Below are 19232 nucleotides of genomic sequence, written 5' to 3' on the forward strand. Positions count from 1 at the left end.
CCAGCGCTCAGAGCGCCCCGACGTCCAGGATCGCGATCGCGACGAGCGCGCGCAGCGCGGTCTGCACCTGACGCCCCGTCGACGCGGCCGCGGCGACGGCGATCTCGACGACCCACTCGTCCCGGTCGAGCGTGATCAGCCGGGTCTCGGAGGAGTCGGCGGAGCTGCCGCCCCGCGCGACGGTCGTGAACGTGTCGGACCCGGGCATGCGCTCGCGCACCGCCCACGAGTCGCCGCCCAGCGTCTCGGTCACGGCCGCGGCGAACGCGCACAGCCGCGGCACGACCGCGGGCGCCGCGGCGCCGATCGCGACCGCACCGCTCGCGGTGAGGCGCTCGACGGCCTGCACGGGGTCGGAGATGGGCGGGGTCGTGCGGGCCCGGGCGCGGGCCCGCCGGCGCTTCGCCTGGTACTGCGCCTGGTCGGCGCGGCGGAAGAGGTGGCGCGCCTCGACGGACCCCATGACGGCGGTCGACGCGATGCCGTAGGAGATGGCGGCGCCGTGCGGCAGCGGGAACTTCGCGACGGTCGTCGCCATCGTCGTCGCGACGACCTCGCGCGGCTGGTCGACCGTCACGAGGCAGAACTCGTCGCCGCCGATGCGTGCCGCCGTCGCCCCGGGGATCGCGTCGGCCGCGCGGCGCAGGACGTCCGCGACGGCACGCAGCAGGTCGTCGCCCGCGTCGTGCCCGAGCTCGTCGTTCACGCGCTTGAGGCCGTCCACGTCGCACATGACGACGCAGGTCTCGCGTCCGGACGCGAGCGCGACCTCCGCGGCCTGGTCGGCGGTGCGCCGGTTCGCCAGCCCCGTGAGCGGGTCGTCGGCGATGATCTGCCGCATCTGCTGCTCGAGGTCCACGCGCGCGATCGCGCCTGCGGCGAGCGCAGCCAGCACCTCGGCCGTCGCGACGTCGTCGGTGTGGAACAGCGGCACGTCGAAGTCGCGCACCACCGAGATCTGGCCCCACACGACGTCGTTGACGACGACGGGCGAGGTGAGCGCCGAGGCGGCGCCGACCTCGCGCAGGAGCTCCACCTCGACCCGGTCGCCGGCCGACGTGTCGCCCGGGTGCACCGAGCGGCCCTGCGCGTCGAACGCGTGCGCCAGCCAGCTCTCGCGGTTGCGCAGCAGCGCGCGCAGCGCGGGGCGCTCGTCGGCGCGGTACGTGGTGCTGAGGAACTGGTGCCAGCGGGGGTCGTTGCTGGGCGGCTCGAGGTGCACGACCCGGCACGTCTCCTGGGTGATCCGGGCCACCGCGCAGGCGTCGGCACCGAGGACGTCGACCGCGGCCTGCGCGGCCGCCGCGACGACCTCCTCGACGTCCCGGCACGCGTCGAAACGGTGCGCGGCGACGGCGAGTCCGCGCACGCCACCGAGGTCCGCAGCCGAGAGACCACCTCGGTGCGCACCCTTGGCGGTCGAGCCCCTGCGCGTCACGCTGCCCATCATCGGGCCTCGACCCCCGATCCGCCGAGTGCCGTTCGTGAGAGGTCGGTGAGATCACTCGTCCGCGTGCGCTCCGACGGCCCCCACGCAGGGGGCATCGCACGTGCTGGAAACGTTTCGGAGCCTTGTCCGACCGCGTGGCGGTCCGCACGCTGGGCGCGAGACTGCACCAGCAGTGCCCGGCCCCAGCGGCAACCACCGCCGCTCGTGCGAGAGGGAAACCCCCCACATGCCCCGACACCGCACCACCCGCCGCACGCTCGGCAGCCTCGCCGCCGTCGCGGTCGTCGCGACCGCTCTGGTCGCCATCCCCACCGTCGCCCAGGCGCACGGCGGGCTCACCAACCCCCCGACACGCACGTGGGTCTGCTACCAGGACGGCCTCGCGGGCGGCCAGGCCGCGGGCGAGGCCGGCAACATGCGGCCGACCAACGCGGCCTGCAAGAACGCCTTCGCCGACAACAGCTACGGTTTCTACAACTGGTTCGGCGACCTGCTCGGCACGATCAACGGCCGGCACGAGACCATCGCCGACGGCAAGCTGTGCGGCCCGGACTCGAAGTTCGCCGCCTTCAACACGCCGTCGTCCGCGTGGCCGACCACGCGTGTCACGCCGGGTCAGACGATGACCTTCCAGTACGCGGCGGTCGCGCGTCACCCCGGGTACTTCACGACGTGGATCACGAAGGACGGCTGGAACCAGAACGAGCCGATCGGCTGGGACGACCTCGAGGCCGAGCCCTTCGACCGCGTCCTCAACCCGCCGCTGCGCGAGGGTGGCGTCGCCGGGCCCGAGTACTGGTGGAACGTGAAGCTGCCCTCGAACAAGAGCGGCAAGCACGTCCTGTTCAACATCTGGGAGCGCACGGACAGCCCCGAGTCGTTCTACAACTGCGTGGACGTCGACTTCGGCGGTGGCGGCGGTGTGACGCCGACCCCGACCCCGACCCGCAGCGCGACGCCGACGCCCACGCCGACCCCGACGCGCACCGCGACGCCGACCCCGACCCCGTCGGTCACGCCGACGCCGTCGGTGACCCCGTCGTCCACGCCGTCACCGACCCCGTCGGTCACGCCCTCGCCCAGCGTCCCCAGCGACTCGGTGTGCGAGCTCGAGGTCGACACGTCGAGCTCCTGGCAGGGCGGGTTCCAGGGCAACGTCACCGTGTTCAACGCGACCATGGAGCCCGTGAACGGCTGGGAGGTGAAGTGGAAGTTCGCCAACGGCGAGTCCATCCAGCAGGCGTGGAGCAGCGTGACGACGCAGTCCGGCTCGACCGTCACCGCGAAGAACGCCGCCTGGAACTCCACGATCGGTCACCACAACGCCGTGAGCTTCGGCTTCATCGGCTCGGGCACCCCGAGGCAGGTGACGGACGCGACCCTCAACGGCCAGCCCTGCATCATCCGCTGACGTCCGGCCGCTGACGACGGCGACGCGCTCGCACCCTCCGGGGTGCGGGCGCGTCCGTCGTCCGGGCCGCGGGGGCCGTCAGTCCTGCGCGGTGATGGGACCCGAACGGCGGACGTGGACGTTCACGCCCCGCACGGTCCTCGGCACGTCCGCGCCCCGCGTGCGGACCGCGTCGTCCTGGACCCGGACGAGCACGCCGTAGCCGTCGGCGTCGGGAGCGATCCCGATGGCCGTCACCCCCGGGCGCCCCGCGAGGGCGGTCTTCAGCTCGTCCTTGGCTCTGCGTGCCTCGTCCAGATCGGCCACTGCGCACCTCCCGCGTCTCCCGGGTGCGCGGGCCGGCGCTCGCGTCAGGCGAGCAGCGTCGCGTCGAGCGCCCCGAGGACGGCATCGATGGGGTTGACGTAGGTCAGCCCGCGTCCATTGTCCCCCCCGAGCTCCGACCCGGCAAAGAGCAGTCCCAGCGCGACCCCGTCCTCGCGGTAGACGAGCGAGCCGGAGTCGCCGCCGCGGGAGAACGCGGCGGTACCCGTGCCCTCGATCTCGATCTGGTCGTCGAACCGCAGGTCGCCCAGCTCCTCGCCGTAGCCGACGACGACGTCGTCCAGCTCGATCGCGGTGACGCGCCCGCTCGTCACGGCGGTCGTCCGCCCGACCTTGGCGACGAGCTCGCCGCCCAGCGCGCGGGCCGTCGTCGTGATGCGGCCGACCGGGTACGTCGCGTCCACGTACTCGTCGTCGAGCAGGGCGATCGCCGCGTCGACCGTGGCCGTCGTGCCGGCGGCGAGGGGCACGGCCGCGGCGAGCGTGCCGACCCGGTCCGCGGGCGCGCGCCCGCCGTCCGCGGGGCCGGGCTGCAGGATCAGGTCGCCCGGACGCGCCGCAGGGGAGCCCGCGAGCACGTGGTAGTTCGACAGCGCGTGAACGGCGCCGCCCACCTGCACGAACGCACCGAGCGTGCCGGCAGTGACGTCGACGTGCGCGATCGAGACGCCGGGGCGCAGCGGGCGCACGCGGCCCGTCTCGCCCAGCGCCTGGGCCGTGACGACGGGCGGGCGCGGGCCGGGGACGGTCGGCCCGTCGGTGCCGACGCCCGACCGGTGACCGGCCCCGGCGAGGGCGCGGATCCGCCCGGTGCGGCGCAGGTCGACGACCTTGCCGACCTGGCCGATCTCCGCGGCGACCTGGTGGGCGAGCGAGCGCACGCCCGGCAGCCCGAGGCGGTACCGCAGCGCGATCCCGTAGCTGCCGTCCGGGCACGGCGCGAGGCCCACGGCCAGCGGCGCGACGCTGACCTCCGCCGCGGCGGAGTGCACCGCGCCCTCCGCGAGCGTGCGTGCCACCGCCACCGCGTGCGCCTTGGCCTCGCGTGCCTCGTCGTGGTCCATGCGTCCCCCTTCGTCGTCACCCCGGTCACCGCGCACGGTGCTGCTGCGCGGGGGGCGCCCATTGTGTCCGTTGCGTCCGACATGCGCTGCTCGTGCCCGCCGTGCGGACGCCCGGCGGGGGTGCGGGCGCGACGACGCCCCGCCCGGTGGTCCGGTGCGGGGCGTCGGTCGAGCGTGGTGCGGGGGTCGTCAGACCGTCGGCGGGAGCGGCGGCTCCTCACGGTGCTCGACCACCTGGCGGTGCGTGGTGTTGGTGCGCTGCGAGTTGAGCGCGACCGCCAGGATCAGCGCGAGCACGCCGGCGCCCATGCAGATGTACCCGATGACCGTCAGGTCGATGCCCTCGATGCGGTCGGAGATGCCGAACGAGAGGATCGCCCCGATCACCAGGAGTGCGATGCCGGTACCGATGCCCATGTCGCTCCTTCGTCGTGCGTCGTTGCAGGCCACCGTGGCCCACCTGGTTGGCGAGTCTGGTGCCAGCCCGCCGGTCCCGCACGTCGAACGGCTGCGCCGGGGCCGTACGGGTGACGCCGCGACCACCCGGTGCGCGCCGTGGGGCGGCGGGGGAGCGGGCCGCACGGGTAGGTTCGCCGCCATGAGCTGGCGGACCGTGGCCTCGCGCGTCGTGTACGAGAACCCCTGGATCACGGTGCGGGAGGACGACGCGGTCGCGCCCGACGGCAGGCCCGCGCTGTACGGTGTCGTCGAGCTGCGGCCGTCCGTGTTCGTCGTCGCGCTCACCGACGACGACGAGGTCGTGCTCGTCACGACCGACCGCTACACGACCGGGCCGGCGTCGGTCGAGGTGCCCGCGGGCGGCACCGACGGCCAGGAGCCGCTGGTCGCGGCGCAGCGCGAGCTCGCGGAGGAGACCGGCCTCGTCGCGCGCGACTGGACGCACGTCGGCACCCTCGACGCCCTCAACGGGGTCGCGCGCGCGGTCGAGCACGTGTTCGTCGCCCGCGGGCTGTCGCCCGTCGCCGACGCGGGTGCGACCGCCCACGAGCAGGCGGCCGAGGGCATCACGGCGGTGCGGGCCGTCCCGCTGCGGGACGCGTTCGCGATGGTCCGCCGGGGCGAGGTCCGCGACGGGGAGACGGTGGCCGCGCTCGCGCTCGCCGCCCTGCACCTGGGCCTCCTCGCCTGAGGGGCCCGGCGGGCGAGGTCAGCGGGCCGGCGCCGCCGTCGAGCAGCGCACGACGAGCGACGTCGCGAGCTCGATGTGGTGGGAGTCGGGCACGCGCCCGTCGGCCATCGCCACGACCGTCCGCAGCGCCACGCGCCCGATGTCGTGCAGCGGCTGGTGGACGCTCGTCAGCGGCGGGTTGGCCCACGCCGCCACGTACGTGTCGTCGTACCCGACGACCGACAGGTCCCGCGGCACGGTGAGACCCAGCAGGCGCGCGGCCCCGAGCACGCCGAGCGCCTGCGCGTCGCTGCTGGCGACCACCGCGGTCGGGGGGTCGTCGAGCCGCAGCAGGGCGGCGGCGGCGTGCAGCGCGTCGTCGTGGTCGAACGCGACGTGCCGGACGAGCGCGGGGTCGACGGGCACGCCTGCGCGCTGGCACGCCGAGCGGTAGCCGTCGGCGCGGGCGACCGCGCTCATGGACGCCTCGGGGCCGCCGATCATGGCGATGCGCGTGTGGCCGAGGTCGAGCAGGTGCTCGGTCGCGGTGCGTCCGCCGGTCCAGTTGGTGGCGCCGACCGACACCAGCTCGGGCGTCGTGAGGTGCAGCGGGTCGACGACGACCACGGGCAGGCGTGCGCGGGCGATGCTCGCGTACGTCGTGCCGGTGACCTGGCCGGTGACGACGATCGCGCCGGTGCGTCGCGCGGCGACCAGGCGCCGCGTCCACGTGGAGGCCGCCTCGGGACGGTCCCCGCCGCCGCGTCGCAGGCGCGAGACGGTGACGTCGACGTCCGCCTCCTCCGCGGCGAGCGTGACGCCGCGCAGCACCTCCATGGCGTACGGGCTGTCGAGCTTGTCGACGAGGAACTCGACCGTGCGGCGCAGCTCGACGTGCCGCAGGCCGGGCGGGCGGTAGCCGAGCTCGGCCAGCGCCGCCTCGACGCGCTCACGGGTGGCGGGCGCGACGTCGTGGCGGTTGAGGACCTTCGACGCCGTGGCGATCGACACGCCGGCGCGCTCGGCGACGGCGGTGAGCGTCGGACGACGCGCGGGAGCAGGCATCGGGGTCCTTTCCGGGTTCGACGCGAACGTAGCCCCCGGTCACCGAAAAACTCAAGGCCCCTGGAATATGCACTGCAGGGTCAGGCAAGCCCGTGAGCAGGCGTTGACACCGGTGACGGCGAAAACTAGCGTGAACCGCGCAGCGGCGACAGCCGAAAAGTTTTCGACGACGAGGACACCCGATGAGCACGGACGGCACCCGTCCCACGAGCGAGCAGTGGCCGATCGCCGCCGCGATGCTCCCGTTCCCCGCGTCCCAGGACGCCCCGGCGGACACCTGGGTCGACCACCTCGCGGAGGTCGCGTACGAGGGGTTCACCGAGGTCGACCTCACCGACTCGTGGGTGCAGCCGGGTGACCTCGCACCCGCGCGCGTCGACGAGCTGCGCGACGCGCTGGCGACGGTCGGGCTCGACCCCGTCGCGCTGTCCGCGATCCGCCGCTCGGTCATCGACCCCGAGACGGGCGACGAGAACCTGGCCTACTCGCACCGGACGATCGACGCGGCCGCCGCCCTCGGCGTCCGCGTCGTCAGCGTCGGCCTGCACCGCCCGCTGCTGCCCGCGCAGCGCGGCGCGTTCTGGTTCTGGACCGAGGAGGGCCCCGCCGACGCGACGGACCCCGACACGTGGAGCCGGGCGGTCACCCGCCTGCGCGAGCTGGGCCGGCACGCCGGCGAGGTGGGCGTCCAGCTGTCCCTCGAGATGTACGAGGACACCCTGCTGGGCACGGCGGAGTCCGCCGTCCGGCTCGTGCAGGACATCGGCCGCGACGACGTGGGCCTCAACCCCGACCTGGGCAACCTCATCCGCCTGCACCGGCCGATCGAGGACTTCCAGGCCGCCGTCGCCGCCTGCCTGCCCGTGTCGAACTACTGGCACGTCAAGAGCTACTTCCGCGACGAGGACCGCACCGCCGGCACGTACGTCGCGCTGCCCGCGCCCATGGAGATGGGCTCGGTGAGCTACCGCACGGCCATCCGCACGGCCGTCGACGTCGGGTTCACCGGCCCGTTCTGCGTCGAGCACTACGGCGGCGACGGGCTGTCGGTCTCGGCGCGCAACGCGCGGTACATCCGCCGCATGCTCGCCGTCGCCACGGGCGAGGCCCGCGAGTCCGTGCTGCGCGCGACGGCGGGTGCGCGATGAGCGCCCGCGTCGCCGTCCTCGGCCTGGGGGCCATGGGGCTGCCCATGGCGACCGCGCTGGCGCGGACGTTCGACGTGGTCGCGTTCGACATCGCCGCGGAGCGCACCGCGCTCGCGGTGGAGGCGGGCGCCACGGGTGCGGCGACGGTCGCCGACGCGTGCACCGGGACGGACGTCGTCGTCGTGGGGGTGCGCGACGGCGCGCAGCTCGACGCGCTGGTACTCGGGACGGGCGGGGTCGCCGACTCCCTGGCCCCCGGCGCCGTGGTCGTCGTGACGTCGACCGTCGGCGAGGCGGCGGTGGTGTCCGTCGCGACCGCGCTCGCCGCTCGGGGAGTCCTCACGGTCGACGCCCCCGTCTCCGGCGGGCCCGTGCGTGCCGGCACCGGTGACCTGCTCATCATGGTCGGCGCGGACGACGCGGCCCTGGCCGCGGCCCGTCCGGTGCTCGACGCGATGTCCTCGTCCCTCACAGTCGTGGGCGCGATCGGCGCCGGGCAGCAGCTCAAGACGGTCAACCAGCTGCTGTGCGGCATCCACACCGCCGCCGCGTCCGAGGCGCTCGCGCTCGCGCACCGCCTGGGCCTCGACCTCGACGCGTGCATCGAGGTCCTGTCGCAGGGCGCGGCCGCGTCGTTCATGTTCGCCGACCGCGGTCCGCGCATCGCGCAGCAGCTGCGCGGCGAGACCCCGCCGCTGCGCTCGCGGCTCGACGTCATCGGCAAGGACATGGGCATCGTGGGCGACCTGACGCGGCAGCTCAAGGTCGCGACGCCCGTCGCGGCGGCCGCGGAGCAGCTGTACCGGGCCGTGTCCGCCGCCGGCCTCGACGCCGCCGACGACTCGGTCGTCGCGACGACGCTCGCCCAGGAGCGGACGTGGTGAGCCCCCTGGCCGACGACCCGGCCCGGTTCGTCGACGACGCGCTCGACGGGTTCGTCGACCTGTACGCCGACCAGGTCCGCCGCGTCCCCGGCGGAGTCGTGCGGGCCGTGCCGGCCCCCGCGTCGCAGGTCGCGGTCGTCGTGGGCGGCGGGTCGGGCCACTACCCGGCGTTCTGCGGCCTGGTCGGGCCCGGGTACGCGCACGGTGCGGTCGTCGGCAACGTCTTCACGTCACCGTCCACCGCGGACGCCGTGTCGGTCGGTGCCGCGGCCGCGGGCGACGCGGGCGTGCTGCTGCTCACCGGCAACTACGCGGGCGACGTCATGAACTTCACGCTCGCGCGCGACGAGCTGCGCGCGCGCGGCATCCCCGCGGAGTTCCTCGTCGTCACCGACGACGTCGCGTCGGCCCCGGCCGACGAGGCGCACCGGCGTCGCGGCATCGCCGGGGACCACGTCGTCTTCAAGGTCGCGGGTGCCGCCGCGGCCGAGGGCCTGTCGTTCGACGACGTCGTCGCCGCGGCGCGCCACGCCAACGACCGCACGCGCACGCTCGGCGTCGCGTTCGACGGCTGCACGCTGCCCGGTGCCGACGCGCCGCTGTTCACCGTGCCCGAGGGCACGGTCGGCCTGGGCGTGGGGATCCACGGCGAGCCGGGCATCGGCGAGGTGCCCGCGTGCACCGCGAGCGAGCTCGCGCTGATCCTCGTCGACCGTCTGCTCACCGAGCGCCCCGCCGACGCCGGCCCCCGCGTGGGCGTCGTGCTCAACGGCCTGGGCCGCACCAAGCACGAGGAGCTGTTCGTGCTGTGGCGCGCCGTGCGTCCGCTGCTCGACGCCGCCGGCCTGCAGGCCGTGCAGCCCGACGTGGGCGAGCTCGTCACGAGCCTCGACATGTCCGGGTGCTCGCTGACGCTCGTGTGGCTCGACGACGACCTCGAGCGGTGGTGGTGCGCTCCGGCGCACACGCCGGCCTACCGGCGCGGGCAGGTCGGGGGCGTGGCCGACGCACCGCGGTCCGATGACGTGGGCACGCGCGCCGAGTCGTCGACGCCCGGGTCCGTGGGCTCCGCGACGTCGGGCGCGTCGTCGTCCGACGCGTCCGCGCCCGGCGGCGCGGCTCGCGTCGTCGACGCGACCGACGCGTCCGAGGCGTCGGGCGTCGTCGCCGCGCTGGGCGCCGTGCGCACCGTCCTGACGGACCTCGAGACGGAGCTGGGCAGGCTCGACGCCGTCGCCGGGGACGGTGACCACGGCCGCGGCATGCTGCGCGGGGCCGGTGCCGCCGCCGACGCGGCCGCCGCCGCCGCGGACGCGGGCCACGGCGCCGTCGCGAGCCTGCGGGAGGCCGGCCGGGCGTGGGCCGACCGCGCGGGAGGCACGTCCGGCGTGCTGTGGGGCGCGGGCATCGGTGCCGTCGCGCATGCGCTGGCCGCGCGACCCGTCGCCGACCCGTCGACGCGGACGGCCGCGGCCGTGCGTGCGGGCGTCGCCGCCGTCGTCGCGCTGGGCGGCGCGCAGCCGGGGGACAAGACGATGGTCGACGCCGCCGAGCCGTTCGCCGCCGCGCTCGAGCAGGCGGCGGCCGCCGGCGAGCCGCTCGGTGCCGCGTGGGACGCCGCGCTGGACGCGGCGCGCACGGCGGCGCAGGAGACCGCGGCGCTGCGCCCCCGCCTGGGGCGGGCACGTCCGCTCGCCGAGCGCAGCGTGGGCACCCCCGACCCCGGGGCCGTGTCGTTCGCGGCGATCGTCGCGGCCGTCCGGTCCACCGTCGTACCCGAGGAGAAGGAGACGCCGTGAGCGTGTCGAGGATCGTGGTCGGTGCCGACGAGGCCGGCCTGACGTACAAGGACGCGCTGGCGGACCTGCTGCGCGCCGACCCCCGGGTCGAGGTCGTCGAGGACGTCGGCGTGCACGCCGGTGACGACACCGCCTACCCGCACGTCGCCGTCGCGGCCGCGCGCCGGGTCGCCGCGGGCGGTGCCGACCGTGCGCTGCTCGTGTGCGGCACGGGGCTGGGCATGGCGATCGCCGCCAACAAGGTGCCCGGCGTGCGGGCGGTGACCGCGCACGACACGTTCTCGGTGCAGCGCTCGGTGCTGTCGAACGACGCGCAGGTGCTGTGCCTCGGTCAGCGCGTCATCGGGCTCGAGCTCGCCAAGACGCTGGTGCGCGAGTGGCTGGACCAGGAGTTCGACCCCGCGTCGGCGTCGGCCGCCAAGGTCGACGTCATCCGGGGGTACGAGACCGACGACGCGGGCGCCGAGCGCACCGACGCGTCCGAGGGGGCCGGCGGGGGCTGCTGACCCGCCGCCCGGTGGGGGGCTGGGGCGCACGGTCGGAGGGGACTCGTGCGCCCGGGCCTCCCGGCACGGTGGTGAGACGCCGCACCATCCGCCCCGGGCCCCGCGCCCGCGTGCGAGCATGGTCGCGGGCCCGACGTCAGCGCGGGTCCCCGGACGAGGGGCGCCGTACCCGGAGAGCGACAAGACGGCAGCCGTCGGAGGTCATCCGTGTCCACCACGTCCGTCGCCTGGCTCGTGCTCGTCGTCTCGGGGCTGTTCGAGGCCGTCTGGGCGACCGCCCTGGGCCGGTCCGAGGGGTTCACCCGGCTCGTCCCGACCGTCGTCTTCGGCCTCGCGCTGCTCGTCTCGATGGGCGGCCTCGCCTTCGCGATGCGCGAGCTGCCCACCGGCACGTCGTACGCCGTGTGGGTCGGCATCGGCGCGTCCGTGACCGTCGCCGTCGCGATGGTGACGGGCACCGAGACCGCGAGCCTCGTCAAGATCCTGCTCATCCTCGGGATCGTAGCCTGCGTCGTGGGCCTCAAGCTCGTCCACTGAGGGCCGACGTCAGTCGTCCTGGGCGAGCAGCCAGTCGCGCAGCGGGCCGATCTCGTAGACCTGCTGGTACGCCGGCCGCGCGTCGACGCCGGCCGTCGCGGTCGGGGTCGGGGTGCCGTCGATCGTCACGAGGTACGCGTCGTCGTCGGACGCGAGCAGCTCGCGCGCCGCGTCGGCGAGGCGGTCCTGCGTCCACGTCGCGTCCCACGATGCCGTCCGGTAGCTCTCGTCCTGCGTGTCGAGCACGGAACGGATGGCGTCCTGGGAGCCGGCGTCGTCGCCGGTCGCGACGGACACGAACGTCGCGTCGGCGAGCCCGGCGAGGTCGGGCTTGCTGGTCTGGCCGCCGACGACCAGCTCGGCCGCGAACAGCTCGGGCTGCTGGGCGGCCAGCCGCAGGACCGTCGCGGCCCCGAGGCCCTGCCCGGTCGCGTACGTGCGCTCCTTGTCGACCTGGTACGCCTCCTGCACGGACCGGACGAGCCGAGCCGTGAGGTCGACGTAGTCGGTCGTGCCGCGGCCCTCGAGGTCGGCGACGACGAGGTCGGGGTACTGCGGCACGACGACGATCGCCGGGTGGTCGGCCTGCATCTGCGGGCTCGCCCAGATGAGCGCGCCGTACTGCGTCGAGGGCGCCGGCACGGCGTCGCCGATGCGCGTGGAGTCCGACACGAACAGGACCATCGGGTACTGCGTACCGGAGTCGAAGTCCGCCGGCAGGAACAGGTTGTAGCCCACCGGCAGGTCGACCTCCGGCTCGTCGAACGACCGCTCCTCGAACTGCGGGAGCACGTCCTGCTGCAGGGTCTCGAGCGACGGGCTCGCGGCGGCGCCGGCCGTACCGCTCGCCGTCGGGGGACTGCTGGTGGGCGGGCTCGTCGACGCCGCGTCCTGCGGTGTGCCGGTGCTGCACGCACCGGCCACCAGCGTCACCGCACCCAGCAGGCACGCAGCGGTGCCCACCCTGATCCTCGTCGCCCCCATCTGTCGACGGTACGTCCGGCCCCGACGACGCGCGCGGTGGTCGCGCGCGCGCGTCAGACGGCCGCGGCAGCGGGCGCGAACTGCGTGCGGTACAGGTCCGCGTACAGCCCGCCGCGCGCGAGCAGCTCGGTGTGCGTGCCGGTGTCGGCGACACGCCCGTCCGCGACGACCACGATGAGGTCCGCCTGCCGGACGGTCGAGAGCCGGTGCGCGATGACCAGGGACGTCCGCCCGACGAGCGCCTCGTCGAGCGCGGCCTGCACGGCCGCCTCCGACTCGGAGTCCAGGTGGGCGGTGGCCTCGTCGAGCACGACGACATCGGGCGCCTTGAGCAGCAGCCGCGCGATCGCGAGGCGCTGGCGCTCACCGCCGGACAGCCGGTAGCCGCGGTCCCCGACGACGGTGTCGATGCCGTCCGGGAGCGACGCGACCAGGTCCCAGACGTGCGCCCCCCGCAGGGCGCGCTCGATGTCGTCGTCGGTCGCGTCGGGGCGCGCGAAGCGCAGGTTGCCCGCGATGCTGTCGTGGAAGAGGTGGGCCTCCTGGCTGACGATGCCCACGGTGTCGCGCAGGGACGCCGCGGTGACGTCCCGCAGGTCCTGCCCGGCGATGCGCACGGCGCCGCGCGTCGGGTCGTACATGCGCGTGACGAGCTGGGAGATCGTCGTCTTGCCGGCCCCGGAGGGCCCGACGAGCGCGACCATCGACCCGGCGGGCACGCTGAACGTGACGTCGCGCAGGGTGTCGGCCACGGGGTCGCGGCTCAGGGTCGCGACGGACTCCAGCGAGGCCAGCGACACCTCGCCGGCCGACGGGTAGCGGAACCCGACGTGGTCGAGCTCGAGCGTCGCGCCGTTCTTCTCCACGGCCGCGCGCAGGTCCGACGCGTCGGGCTTCTCGGCGACGGTCGGCTCCAGGTCGAGGACCTCGAGGACGCGCTCGAACGACACGAGGGCCGTCATGATGTCGACCTGCACGTTCGACATGGCCGTCAGCGGCCCGTAGAGGCGCCCGAGGTACGCGGCGAGCGCGACGACGACACCGACGGTGAGCTCACCGCGGATCGCGAGCAGACCGCCCACGCCGTAGACGACGGCCGTGGCGATCGCCGCGACGGTGGTCAGGCCGATGCGGAACCACGTCGAGTACAGGGCGCGCGTGACGCCGATGTCCCGGACGCGGGCGGTCTGCTCGGCGTAGGCGGCGGACTCGCGGGCGGGGTCGCCGAAGACCTTGACGAGGTGCGCGCCGGCGACGTTGAACCGCTCGGTCATGGTCTGCGAGGCCTCGGCGCCGAGCTCGTAGGACTCGCGCGTGATGCCGGCGATCCTGCGCCCGAACCAGCGGGCGGGCAGCACGAAGACGGGGACCAGGACCAGGGAGAGCAGCGTGAGCTGCCACGACATCGAGAGCATCGCGGCGAGCACGAAGACGATGGTCAGCGAGTTGCTGACGACGTTGGACAGCGTGGCGGTGAACGCCTGCTGCGCGCCCAGCACGTCGCCGTTGAGGCGCTGGACGAGCGCGCCGGTCTTGGCGCGGCTGAAGAACGCGAGCGGCATGCGCTGCACGTGGTCGAACACGGCGGTGCGCAGGTCGTGGATGAGGCCCTCGCCGATGCGCGCGGACACCCAGCGCTCTCCGACGCCGAGCGCGGCGGACACGACCGCCAGCGCGGCGACCACGACGGCGATGGTGACGACCGTGCGGGTGTCGCCGGCGGCGATGCCGTCGTCGATGAGCCGCTGGAACAGCCAGGGGGTGGCGGCGCCGGCGGCGGCGCCGAGCGCGATGAGGACGAGGAACACCGCGAGCTGGGAGCGGTAGGGGCGGGCGAAGGCGAGGATGCGGCGCAGGGTGCCGGGGGCGAGCCGCTGGCGGGCGACGTCGCGGTCCTGGCTGAAGCCGCGCATCCCGCGACCTCCGGGGACGGGTCCGGGGTGGGTCAAGGGGGACCTCCAGAGGGTCGGAGGGCGCGGCTCGAGCCGCGCAACATGCTGAGGTTACCTCACGATGAGCAACATTCACCTCCGGGATATTCCCCGGTAGCCTCGGAGCCGTGCAGACGGACGACGCGACCGACGGGCAGCCCTCGCGCGACGCTGCGCGGACCAGCCCCCGGCCCACCACGGTGCCGCACGGCGTCCCGGAGCGCGAGCGGCGCGAACCCGTCCGCAGCCCGCAGCCCCCCGAGGAGCTGCTGGAGCTCCTGCACGACGTCCTGCGCGCCGTGCGCCGCGACGCCGCCGAGCGGCTCGGCCACGACATCACGCCGGGTCAGCTGCGGCTGCTGCGGACCCTCGACCGGCTCGGCCGGCCGCAGCGGCTCGGGGAGCTCGCCGCCGCCCTCGACGTCGCGCCCCGCTCCGTGACGTCCAAGGTCGACCACGCCGAGGCCGACGGGTGGATCCGGCGCGTGCCCGACCCGCGCGACCGCCGCGCGACCCTCGTCGAGCTCACCGAGGAGGGCCACGACCTGCTGGACCGGCTCTCGGTGCAGCGCCACGAGGGCGTGCGCGCGCGGCTCGAGGTGCTGGACGCCGACGAGCAGCGGGTGCTGCTCGAGCTGCTGCGGCGGGTGGCGGACGCCGGCTGACGCGTGCGGCGGGCTGGGCCGGGGAGGGCGCTGTGCCGGATTGCTCTCTCGCGGGGGCCCCGGGGGTGTGGGACGGTCGGGGGATGGGTGAGATCGCTCGGCCGCGGCTGGCGGCCACCTCGGTGACCGTCGGCTCCCCGACGCCGCGCGAGGCCGCGAGGTTCTGGGCGCGGCTGCTGGGCTACCGCGTCGCGGCGGACGACCCGCCGGGGCCCGACGAGCCCGCCGAGGGCGGGTGGGCGCAGGTGGCGCCGGAGGGCGACGGGCCGGGCCTGCGGATCAACCTCGAGCACGAGCGCGCGTACCGGCCGCCCGTGTGGCCGGCGGCTCCCGGTGAGCAGGTCGCCACGCAGCACATCGACGTCCACGTCCCCGACGGCGACCTCGACGCGGCGGTCGCGTGGGCGCTCGACTGCGGTGCACGCCTCGCCGAGCACCAGCCGCAGGCCGACGTCCGGGTCCTCTTCACTCCCGACGGCCACCCGTTCTGCCTCTTCCTGTAGGGACGGGTCACCGAACGCGGGGTTGTGCCGGTTCTCCCGGCCGATCAGCGGCAGAAGCGCGCGTTCGGCGGGGGTGTCAGCCTGGGAGGGGCACCGTGGCGACCACCGTCGCCGTGCCCACCAGGGCGGTCGCGGTGTCCCACAGCCGTTCCATGACCCGGTCCGGGTCGTGGCCCAGGGCCGTCAGGGAGCCGACGACGAGCGCGGCACCCGTGCCGTACGCCGCGTACACGGTCAGCGGGGCGACCAGCAGCCGCTCGCGCCACGACCCGGTGGTCCCCAGGAGCGGGACCGCGAAGTTGCCGCCGCTGCTCCACAGGTCGTTCAGCACCGGCGCCCGACGCCACCAGCGCGGCGGTCGCGGCTCCCACGGCCACAGCAGCGGGACGCCGCCGCCCGTCAGCATGTCCCCGGCGACGTGCACGGCCGCGCCCAGCCCGACGGCCACGGGCAACCAGTCCCACTCCGTGGGGGCGGCGACGGTGATGAACCCGGCCAGCGCGAGCGCGAGGGCCCACGCGTCGAGCCGGCGCCGTGCGAGGCGCAGGGCGCGCGCCGCGAAGGCCACGAGCAGCAGCGACATGGCCCCGGCCCCGACCGCCAGGTCCCCGAGGGCGTCCGTGGCCACGGTCACCTGCCCGGCCGCCCACGCGATACCGGTGAGGACGGCGATGCCGAGCACCGAGTGCGTGCCGTTGCGGTGCCCACCCGCGAGGCGCCCGACCAGGTCGCAGACCCACTGCGAGACCGGCGGCAGGGAGTGCGCGATGGTCGCGTCGTGGTGGTCGGCGTCCGGCGCCAGCGCCGCGCCCGCGCACACCACGGCGCCCGTGACGATCCCCAGCGACGAGACCGGGAACCAGCCGAGCGTGTACGGGGCCGTCGACGCCACCGCCACCCACGCCGCCGCCCCGCACAGGGCGTGGTGCGCGCCCTTCACCGGGCAGCCCGGACGGTCGCGCGCGCCTGACCGGGGACGGGGTGGTGACACTCGGACGGGGGCACGGCGGGAACTCCTGTGCAGGTCAGCGGTGCGGGGCGGGCATCCACCTCAGCCGTTCGGGTGACGCGCGTCAAACGACCGGTGTGTCCGGTCCAGGCGTGTCGAGCAGTGGATGACAGGCTTCGTCCACGGGTGCCCTCAGGCAGCCGACCGGGGTCCTCTCCGGCACCGCCGGGGAGACGAGGAGCAGCCATGGCCTGGAGCACGAGCGAGCTCGCCGACCTGGCGGGGACGACCGTGAACACGATCCGGCACTACCACCGGCTCGGGCTCCTGGCCGAGCCCGACCGCCGGTACAACGGGTACAAGAAGTACGGCGTGCCGCACCTGGTGCGCCTGCTGCGAATCCGGCGCCTCGCCGAGCTGGGCGTGCCGCTCTCCGAGGTCGACCGCGTGGCCGACAGCGCCGGCACGGCGGACCGGCTGCGCGAGGTGGACGCCGACCTCGCCGCGAAGATCGAGCAGCTGCAGCAGGCGCGGGGCGAGATCGCCGCGATCCTGAGCAACAACGCACCGCCCGACGTACCCGCGGGGTTCGCGTCGGTGGCGGAGCACCTCTCGGAGGTCGACAGGTCGGTGATCCACATCTACTCCAAGCTCTACGACGAGCGCGCGCTGGCCGACCTGCGGGACATCGTCGAGGAGGACGCCGAGCTCGGCGACGACGGCAAGGAGTTCGAGGCGCTACCGCCCGACGCGGACGAGCCGACGCGCCAGCGCCTCGCCGAGCAGATCGCCCCGAACATCGCGCGCAACCTCGTCGACTACCCGTGGCTCAGCGACCCTGCGACGCACCAGGCGAAGAGCGGGCGCGTCGTGCAGGAGACGTTCATCGAGGCCGTGACGGAGCTGTACAACTCGGCGCAGCGTGACGTCCTGACACGCGCCGCCCTCCTCGGGTACCAGATCGCGCAGGAGGTCCTGGCGGCCCGCGACGACGCCGACGGGACGGGGTCGCCACCCACCCCTTGACCCTGTTCCGAGAACACGGTGTCTCCTCGGGTCGTGATCGAGAAACGCTCGATCCGCGACTCGCACAGGAGACGACATCATGACCCCGTTGCAGGAGCTCATCGTCAGGTTCCAGGAGCTCGTGGCCCAGGTGCCCGAGTTCTTCCAGCCCTTCATCGTCATGCTCGCCGGCGCCATCCCGTTCGTCGAGGGGGAGCTCGGCGCGATGGTGGGGATCGTCGGCGGACTGAATCCCGTCGTCGCGGCCGTCGCCGCCGCCGCCGGGAACTTCCTGTCCGTGGCGCTCGTGATGGCATTCACCGGACGGGCCCGCACGGCCGTCGTCGACCGGACGCGCGTGAAGGCGACCGTCGGCGGTCCGGCCACCTCGGACGTCCACGCGGTCGACGGGTTCGCCGAACCGGCGCCCGCCCAGCCGATGTCGAAGGGGCGCCAACGCGTCATCACGTGGCTCAACCGCTTCGGCGTCCCCGGGGCGAGCATCCTCGGCCCGTTCGCGATCCCGACGCAGTTCACCGCGGCGGTCCTCGTCGCCAGCGGGAGCCCTCGTCGTTGGGTCCTGCTCTGGCAGGCCGTGGCCATCGTGCTCTGGACGACCGTGACCACGGTGACGATCTCGCTCGCCCTCACCCACGTGGTCGGGGTCTGACGGCATGAGACCCCGGATCCAGCCCTCGCAGCGATGTCGCCGTCGCGGCCCCTGTGGCCGCGGCGGCACCCGCATACCCGAACCGGAGGACAACGAGGAGGACCCATGACACGCAGGACCGCGACGGTGCAGCCCGGCGACGGGCGCACGCTGACGCCCTACCGCCCCTGGCAGCTGCTCACCCGCTCCCTGTTCCACCTGCAACTGACGGACCCGGCCGGCGCACCGCGCACCTGGTCCGTCGACGTCCGGCACGGCGGTGACGACGCCGACGGCGAGGCGCGAGCCGACCTCTACGTCGACAGTCTCCACCACGCCACCGCGAAGCTCCCCGCGGCGTTTCCGGTGCCGGACGGCACCATCGAGGTCGCAGCCAGCGGGTACGGTCTGCGGCGCATCCACCACGTCGGCGCCGACGGGTCGGCCCGGCAGCTCGTGCCCGACCCCGCCTCGGGCGAGGGGCGGCGTGCCCGCCTCGACCGCACCCACCCGGCGCTGAGCCGCTCGCTGGCGCTCGCGTCGGCGGCGGTGCTGCTCGTCGCGCTCCTGCTGGGCGTCCCGCAGGTCGTCGAACAGCTCACCCAGATCCCGCCGGTGGCGCAGACCGTCGGCGCGTGGGTCAGCCCCGTCCGGCTGCCGGATGAGGTGAACATCGCGCTCGTGGTCGCCACGATCGCCGCGAGCACCGAGCGTGCGCTGCGGCTGCGCTACAGCCGCATCCTCGACGGCGGGTTCTTCAGCGGCGACGAGTAGCGACCGGCCGGTCTCGACGCCCGGGCGTCGGCCGGGGCGCCGAGGCTGCGCGCCGTAGTCACGCCGGGCCCTGCACGGCCCGCCTGACCAGGGCGAGATCGGCACGACCGGGCCGGCGGAACGCCCCGCCCTCGGCGACGTAGTCGTCACCGTGCTTCTCCAGGTGGCGAGCGAAGAGCGGGCACACGGGCACGACGGTCAAGTGCTCCCGCACGCTGTCCGCCAGCGCCTCGCGCAGCAGCAGACCGGCCAGGCCACGTCCCGCGAACCGGGCGTCGACCTCGGTGTGGAAGAAGACCCGCTCGTGGGCGTCGGGGACGTCGAGGAAGTCGGCTCTGCCGACGCGTTCCCCGGCCACGCTCACGGTGTAGGCGCTGACCGGCTCGGCGCGCTCGAGCGCCACCGTCACGGGTGCGCCGGTGCGGTCCATGAGCTCTCGCGTCATCTGTCTGTCC

At 74.8% G+C, this 19232-nt stretch carries 21 protein-coding genes and 1 riboswitch; of the genes, 12 read left to right on the forward strand and 9 right to left on the reverse strand.

Annotated features, from left to right (window positions below):
* Positions 1 to 7: 7 nt before the first annotated feature.
* Positions 8 to 1447: a GGDEF domain-containing protein gene (locus KKR89_RS00830; protein WP_243883099.1), complete on the reverse strand. Its 1440-nt coding sequence runs from the start codon at positions 1445 to 1447 to the stop codon at positions 8 to 10.
* A 229-nt stretch (positions 1448 to 1676) separates the two neighbouring features.
* On the opposite strand from KKR89_RS00830, the gene KKR89_RS00835 reads away from it, so the two are divergent.
* Positions 1677 to 2861 carry a lytic polysaccharide monooxygenase gene (locus KKR89_RS00835; protein WP_208196825.1) on the forward strand — a complete coding sequence of 395 codons (1185 nt, stop codon included), beginning with the start codon at positions 1677 to 1679 and terminating at the stop codon, positions 2859 to 2861.
* A 78-nt stretch (positions 2862 to 2939) separates the two neighbouring features.
* Here the strand turns inward: KKR89_RS00835 and KKR89_RS00840 are convergent, their stop codons facing one another.
* The 3 genes from KKR89_RS00840 to KKR89_RS00850 form a co-directional block, all read right to left on the reverse strand.
* Positions 2940 to 3167: a hypothetical protein gene (locus KKR89_RS00840; protein WP_208196826.1), complete on the reverse strand. Its 228-nt coding sequence runs from the start codon at positions 3165 to 3167 to the stop codon at positions 2940 to 2942.
* A 44-nt stretch (positions 3168 to 3211) separates the two neighbouring features.
* Positions 3212 to 4249, reverse strand: coding sequence for a chymotrypsin family serine protease (locus KKR89_RS00845; RefSeq protein ID WP_208196827.1), 1038 nt, complete (start codon positions 4247 to 4249; stop codon positions 3212 to 3214).
* Positions 4250 to 4438: 189 nt separating this feature from the next.
* Positions 4439 to 4666 carry a DUF6458 family protein gene (locus tag KKR89_RS00850; protein WP_208196828.1) on the reverse strand — a complete coding sequence of 76 codons (228 nt, stop codon included), beginning with the start codon at positions 4664 to 4666 and terminating at the stop codon, positions 4439 to 4441.
* A 181-nt stretch (positions 4667 to 4847) separates the two neighbouring features.
* On the opposite strand from KKR89_RS00850, the gene KKR89_RS00855 reads away from it, so the two are divergent.
* Positions 4848 to 5399, forward strand: a complete 552-nt coding sequence (locus KKR89_RS00855; protein WP_208196829.1) for an NUDIX domain-containing protein — start codon at positions 4848 to 4850, stop codon at positions 5397 to 5399.
* Positions 5400 to 5417: 18 nt separating this feature from the next.
* On the opposite strand, the gene KKR89_RS00860 is transcribed toward KKR89_RS00855, so the two are convergent.
* Complete coding sequence (locus KKR89_RS00860; protein ID WP_208196830.1) at positions 5418 to 6443, reverse strand: LacI family DNA-binding transcriptional regulator; 1026 nt, start codon at positions 6441 to 6443, stop codon at positions 5418 to 5420.
* A gap of 182 nt (positions 6444 to 6625) precedes the next feature.
* Here KKR89_RS00860 and KKR89_RS00865 point away from each other — a divergent pair, with 182 nt between their 5' ends.
* The 5 genes from KKR89_RS00865 to KKR89_RS00885 all read left to right on the forward strand — a co-directional run bounded on the left by KKR89_RS00865 (position 6626) and on the right by KKR89_RS00885 (position 11317).
* A complete protein-coding gene (locus KKR89_RS00865; RefSeq protein WP_208196831.1) occupies positions 6626 to 7591 on the forward strand; it encodes a sugar phosphate isomerase/epimerase family protein in 966 nt (321 codons plus the stop codon).
* Entirely contained in the window at positions 7588 to 8475 is an 888-nt protein-coding gene (locus KKR89_RS00870; protein ID WP_208196832.1) for an NAD(P)-dependent oxidoreductase, read from the forward strand. Before KKR89_RS00865 ends, KKR89_RS00870 begins: the two co-directional genes overlap by 4 nt.
* On the forward strand, positions 8469 to 10274 hold the full coding sequence (locus KKR89_RS00875; RefSeq protein ID WP_307802223.1) for a dihydroxyacetone kinase family protein: 1806 nt from the start codon (positions 8469 to 8471) through the stop codon (positions 10272 to 10274). The genes KKR89_RS00870 and KKR89_RS00875 overlap by 7 nt, the downstream gene beginning before the upstream one ends.
* Positions 10271 to 10780 carry a ribose-5-phosphate isomerase gene (locus tag KKR89_RS00880; protein WP_307802224.1) on the forward strand — a complete coding sequence of 170 codons (510 nt, stop codon included), beginning with the start codon at positions 10271 to 10273 and terminating at the stop codon, positions 10778 to 10780. Before KKR89_RS00875 ends, KKR89_RS00880 begins: the two co-directional genes overlap by 4 nt.
* A gap of 123 nt (positions 10781 to 10903) precedes the next feature.
* Positions 10904 to 10975, forward strand: a riboswitch (guanidine-III (ykkC-III) riboswitch).
* A 12-nt stretch (positions 10976 to 10987) separates the two neighbouring features.
* A complete protein-coding gene (locus tag KKR89_RS00885) occupies positions 10988 to 11317 on the forward strand; it encodes a DMT family transporter (RefSeq protein ID WP_208196833.1) in 330 nt (109 codons plus the stop codon).
* 9 nt (positions 11318 to 11326) lie between these two features.
* Here the strand turns inward: KKR89_RS00885 and KKR89_RS00890 are convergent, their stop codons facing one another.
* Positions 11327 to 12301, reverse strand: a complete 975-nt coding sequence (locus KKR89_RS00890; RefSeq protein WP_208196834.1) for a carboxylesterase family protein — start codon at positions 12299 to 12301, stop codon at positions 11327 to 11329.
* 53 nt (positions 12302 to 12354) lie between these two features.
* Complete coding sequence (locus KKR89_RS00895; RefSeq protein WP_208196835.1) at positions 12355 to 14214, reverse strand: ABC transporter ATP-binding protein; 1860 nt, start codon at positions 14212 to 14214, stop codon at positions 12355 to 12357.
* Positions 14215 to 14360: 146 nt separating this feature from the next.
* On the opposite strand from KKR89_RS00895, the gene KKR89_RS00900 reads away from it, so the two are divergent.
* Both KKR89_RS00900 and KKR89_RS00905 read left to right on the forward strand, forming a co-directional pair.
* Positions 14361 to 14897, forward strand: a complete 537-nt coding sequence (locus KKR89_RS00900; protein WP_251140955.1) for a MarR family winged helix-turn-helix transcriptional regulator — start codon at positions 14361 to 14363, stop codon at positions 14895 to 14897.
* A gap of 83 nt (positions 14898 to 14980) precedes the next feature.
* Positions 14981 to 15400 (forward strand): VOC family protein, encoded by a 420-nt coding sequence (locus tag KKR89_RS00905; RefSeq protein ID WP_208196836.1) that lies wholly within the window; start codon positions 14981 to 14983, stop codon positions 15398 to 15400.
* 76 nt (positions 15401 to 15476) lie between these two features.
* On the opposite strand, the gene KKR89_RS00910 is transcribed toward KKR89_RS00905, so the two are convergent.
* Entirely contained in the window at positions 15477 to 16340 is an 864-nt protein-coding gene (locus KKR89_RS00910; protein ID WP_208196837.1) for a metal-dependent hydrolase, read from the reverse strand.
* Between the two features lie 255 nt (positions 16341 to 16595).
* On the opposite strand from KKR89_RS00910, the gene KKR89_RS00915 reads away from it, so the two are divergent.
* The 3 genes from KKR89_RS00915 to KKR89_RS00925 all read left to right on the forward strand — a co-directional run bounded on the left by KKR89_RS00915 (position 16596) and on the right by KKR89_RS00925 (position 18777).
* Positions 16596 to 17375, forward strand: coding sequence for a MerR family transcriptional regulator (locus KKR89_RS00915; protein ID WP_208196838.1), 780 nt, complete (start codon positions 16596 to 16598; stop codon positions 17373 to 17375).
* Between the two features lie 79 nt (positions 17376 to 17454).
* Positions 17455 to 18024, forward strand: a complete 570-nt coding sequence (locus KKR89_RS00920) for a small multidrug efflux protein (protein WP_208196839.1) — start codon at positions 17455 to 17457, stop codon at positions 18022 to 18024.
* A 105-nt stretch (positions 18025 to 18129) separates the two neighbouring features.
* On the forward strand, positions 18130 to 18777 hold the full coding sequence (locus KKR89_RS00925; protein ID WP_208196840.1) for a hypothetical protein: 648 nt from the start codon (positions 18130 to 18132) through the stop codon (positions 18775 to 18777).
* Positions 18778 to 18835: 58 nt separating this feature from the next.
* Here the strand turns inward: KKR89_RS00925 and KKR89_RS00930 are convergent, their stop codons facing one another.
* Positions 18836 to 19222: a GNAT family N-acetyltransferase gene (locus KKR89_RS00930; RefSeq protein WP_208196841.1), complete on the reverse strand. Its 387-nt coding sequence runs from the start codon at positions 19220 to 19222 to the stop codon at positions 18836 to 18838.
* Between the last annotated feature and the right edge of the window lie 10 nt (positions 19223 to 19232).

Source organism: Cellulomonas dongxiuzhuiae (assembly GCF_018623035.1).
Taxonomy (GTDB): Bacteria; Actinomycetota; Actinomycetes; order Actinomycetales; family Cellulomonadaceae; genus Cellulomonas; species Cellulomonas dongxiuzhuiae.

What these genes read in the sequence shown, in the direction of transcription:
- KKR89_RS00830 (WP_243883099.1), bottom strand. Translation starts at nt 1,447, where the DNA reads ATGGGCAGCGTGACGCGCAGGGGCTCGACCGCCAAGGGTGCGCACCGA.
- KKR89_RS00835 (WP_208196825.1), top strand. Translation starts at nt 1,677, where the DNA reads ATGCCCCGACACCGCACCACCCGCCGCACGCTCGGCAGCCTCGCCGCC.
- KKR89_RS00845 (WP_208196827.1), bottom strand. Translation starts at nt 4,249, where the DNA reads ATGGACCACGACGAGGCACGCGAGGCCAAGGCGCACGCGGTGGCGGTG.
- KKR89_RS00850 (WP_208196828.1), bottom strand. Translation starts at nt 4,666, where the DNA reads ATGGGCATCGGTACCGGCATCGCACTCCTGGTGATCGGGGCGATCCTC.
- KKR89_RS00855 (WP_208196829.1), top strand. Translation starts at nt 4,848, where the DNA reads ATGAGCTGGCGGACCGTGGCCTCGCGCGTCGTGTACGAGAACCCCTGG.
- KKR89_RS00860 (WP_208196830.1), bottom strand. Translation starts at nt 6,443, where the DNA reads ATGCCTGCTCCCGCGCGTCGTCCGACGCTCACCGCCGTCGCCGAGCGC.
- KKR89_RS00865 (WP_208196831.1), top strand. Translation starts at nt 6,626, where the DNA reads ATGAGCACGGACGGCACCCGTCCCACGAGCGAGCAGTGGCCGATCGCC.
- KKR89_RS00870 (WP_208196832.1), top strand. Translation starts at nt 7,588, where the DNA reads ATGAGCGCCCGCGTCGCCGTCCTCGGCCTGGGGGCCATGGGGCTGCCC.
- KKR89_RS00890 (WP_208196834.1), bottom strand. Translation starts at nt 12,301, where the DNA reads ATGGGGGCGACGAGGATCAGGGTGGGCACCGCTGCGTGCCTGCTGGGT.
- KKR89_RS00895 (WP_208196835.1), bottom strand. Translation starts at nt 14,214, where the DNA reads ATGCGCGGCTTCAGCCAGGACCGCGACGTCGCCCGCCAGCGGCTCGCC.
- KKR89_RS00905 (WP_208196836.1), top strand. Translation starts at nt 14,981, where the DNA reads ATGGGTGAGATCGCTCGGCCGCGGCTGGCGGCCACCTCGGTGACCGTC.
- KKR89_RS00915 (WP_208196838.1), top strand. Translation starts at nt 16,596, where the DNA reads ATGGCCTGGAGCACGAGCGAGCTCGCCGACCTGGCGGGGACGACCGTG.
- KKR89_RS00920 (WP_208196839.1), top strand. Translation starts at nt 17,455, where the DNA reads ATGACCCCGTTGCAGGAGCTCATCGTCAGGTTCCAGGAGCTCGTGGCC.
- KKR89_RS00925 (WP_208196840.1), top strand. Translation starts at nt 18,130, where the DNA reads ATGACACGCAGGACCGCGACGGTGCAGCCCGGCGACGGGCGCACGCTG.
- KKR89_RS00930 (WP_208196841.1), bottom strand. Translation starts at nt 19,222, where the DNA reads ATGACGCGAGAGCTCATGGACCGCACCGGCGCACCCGTGACGGTGGCG.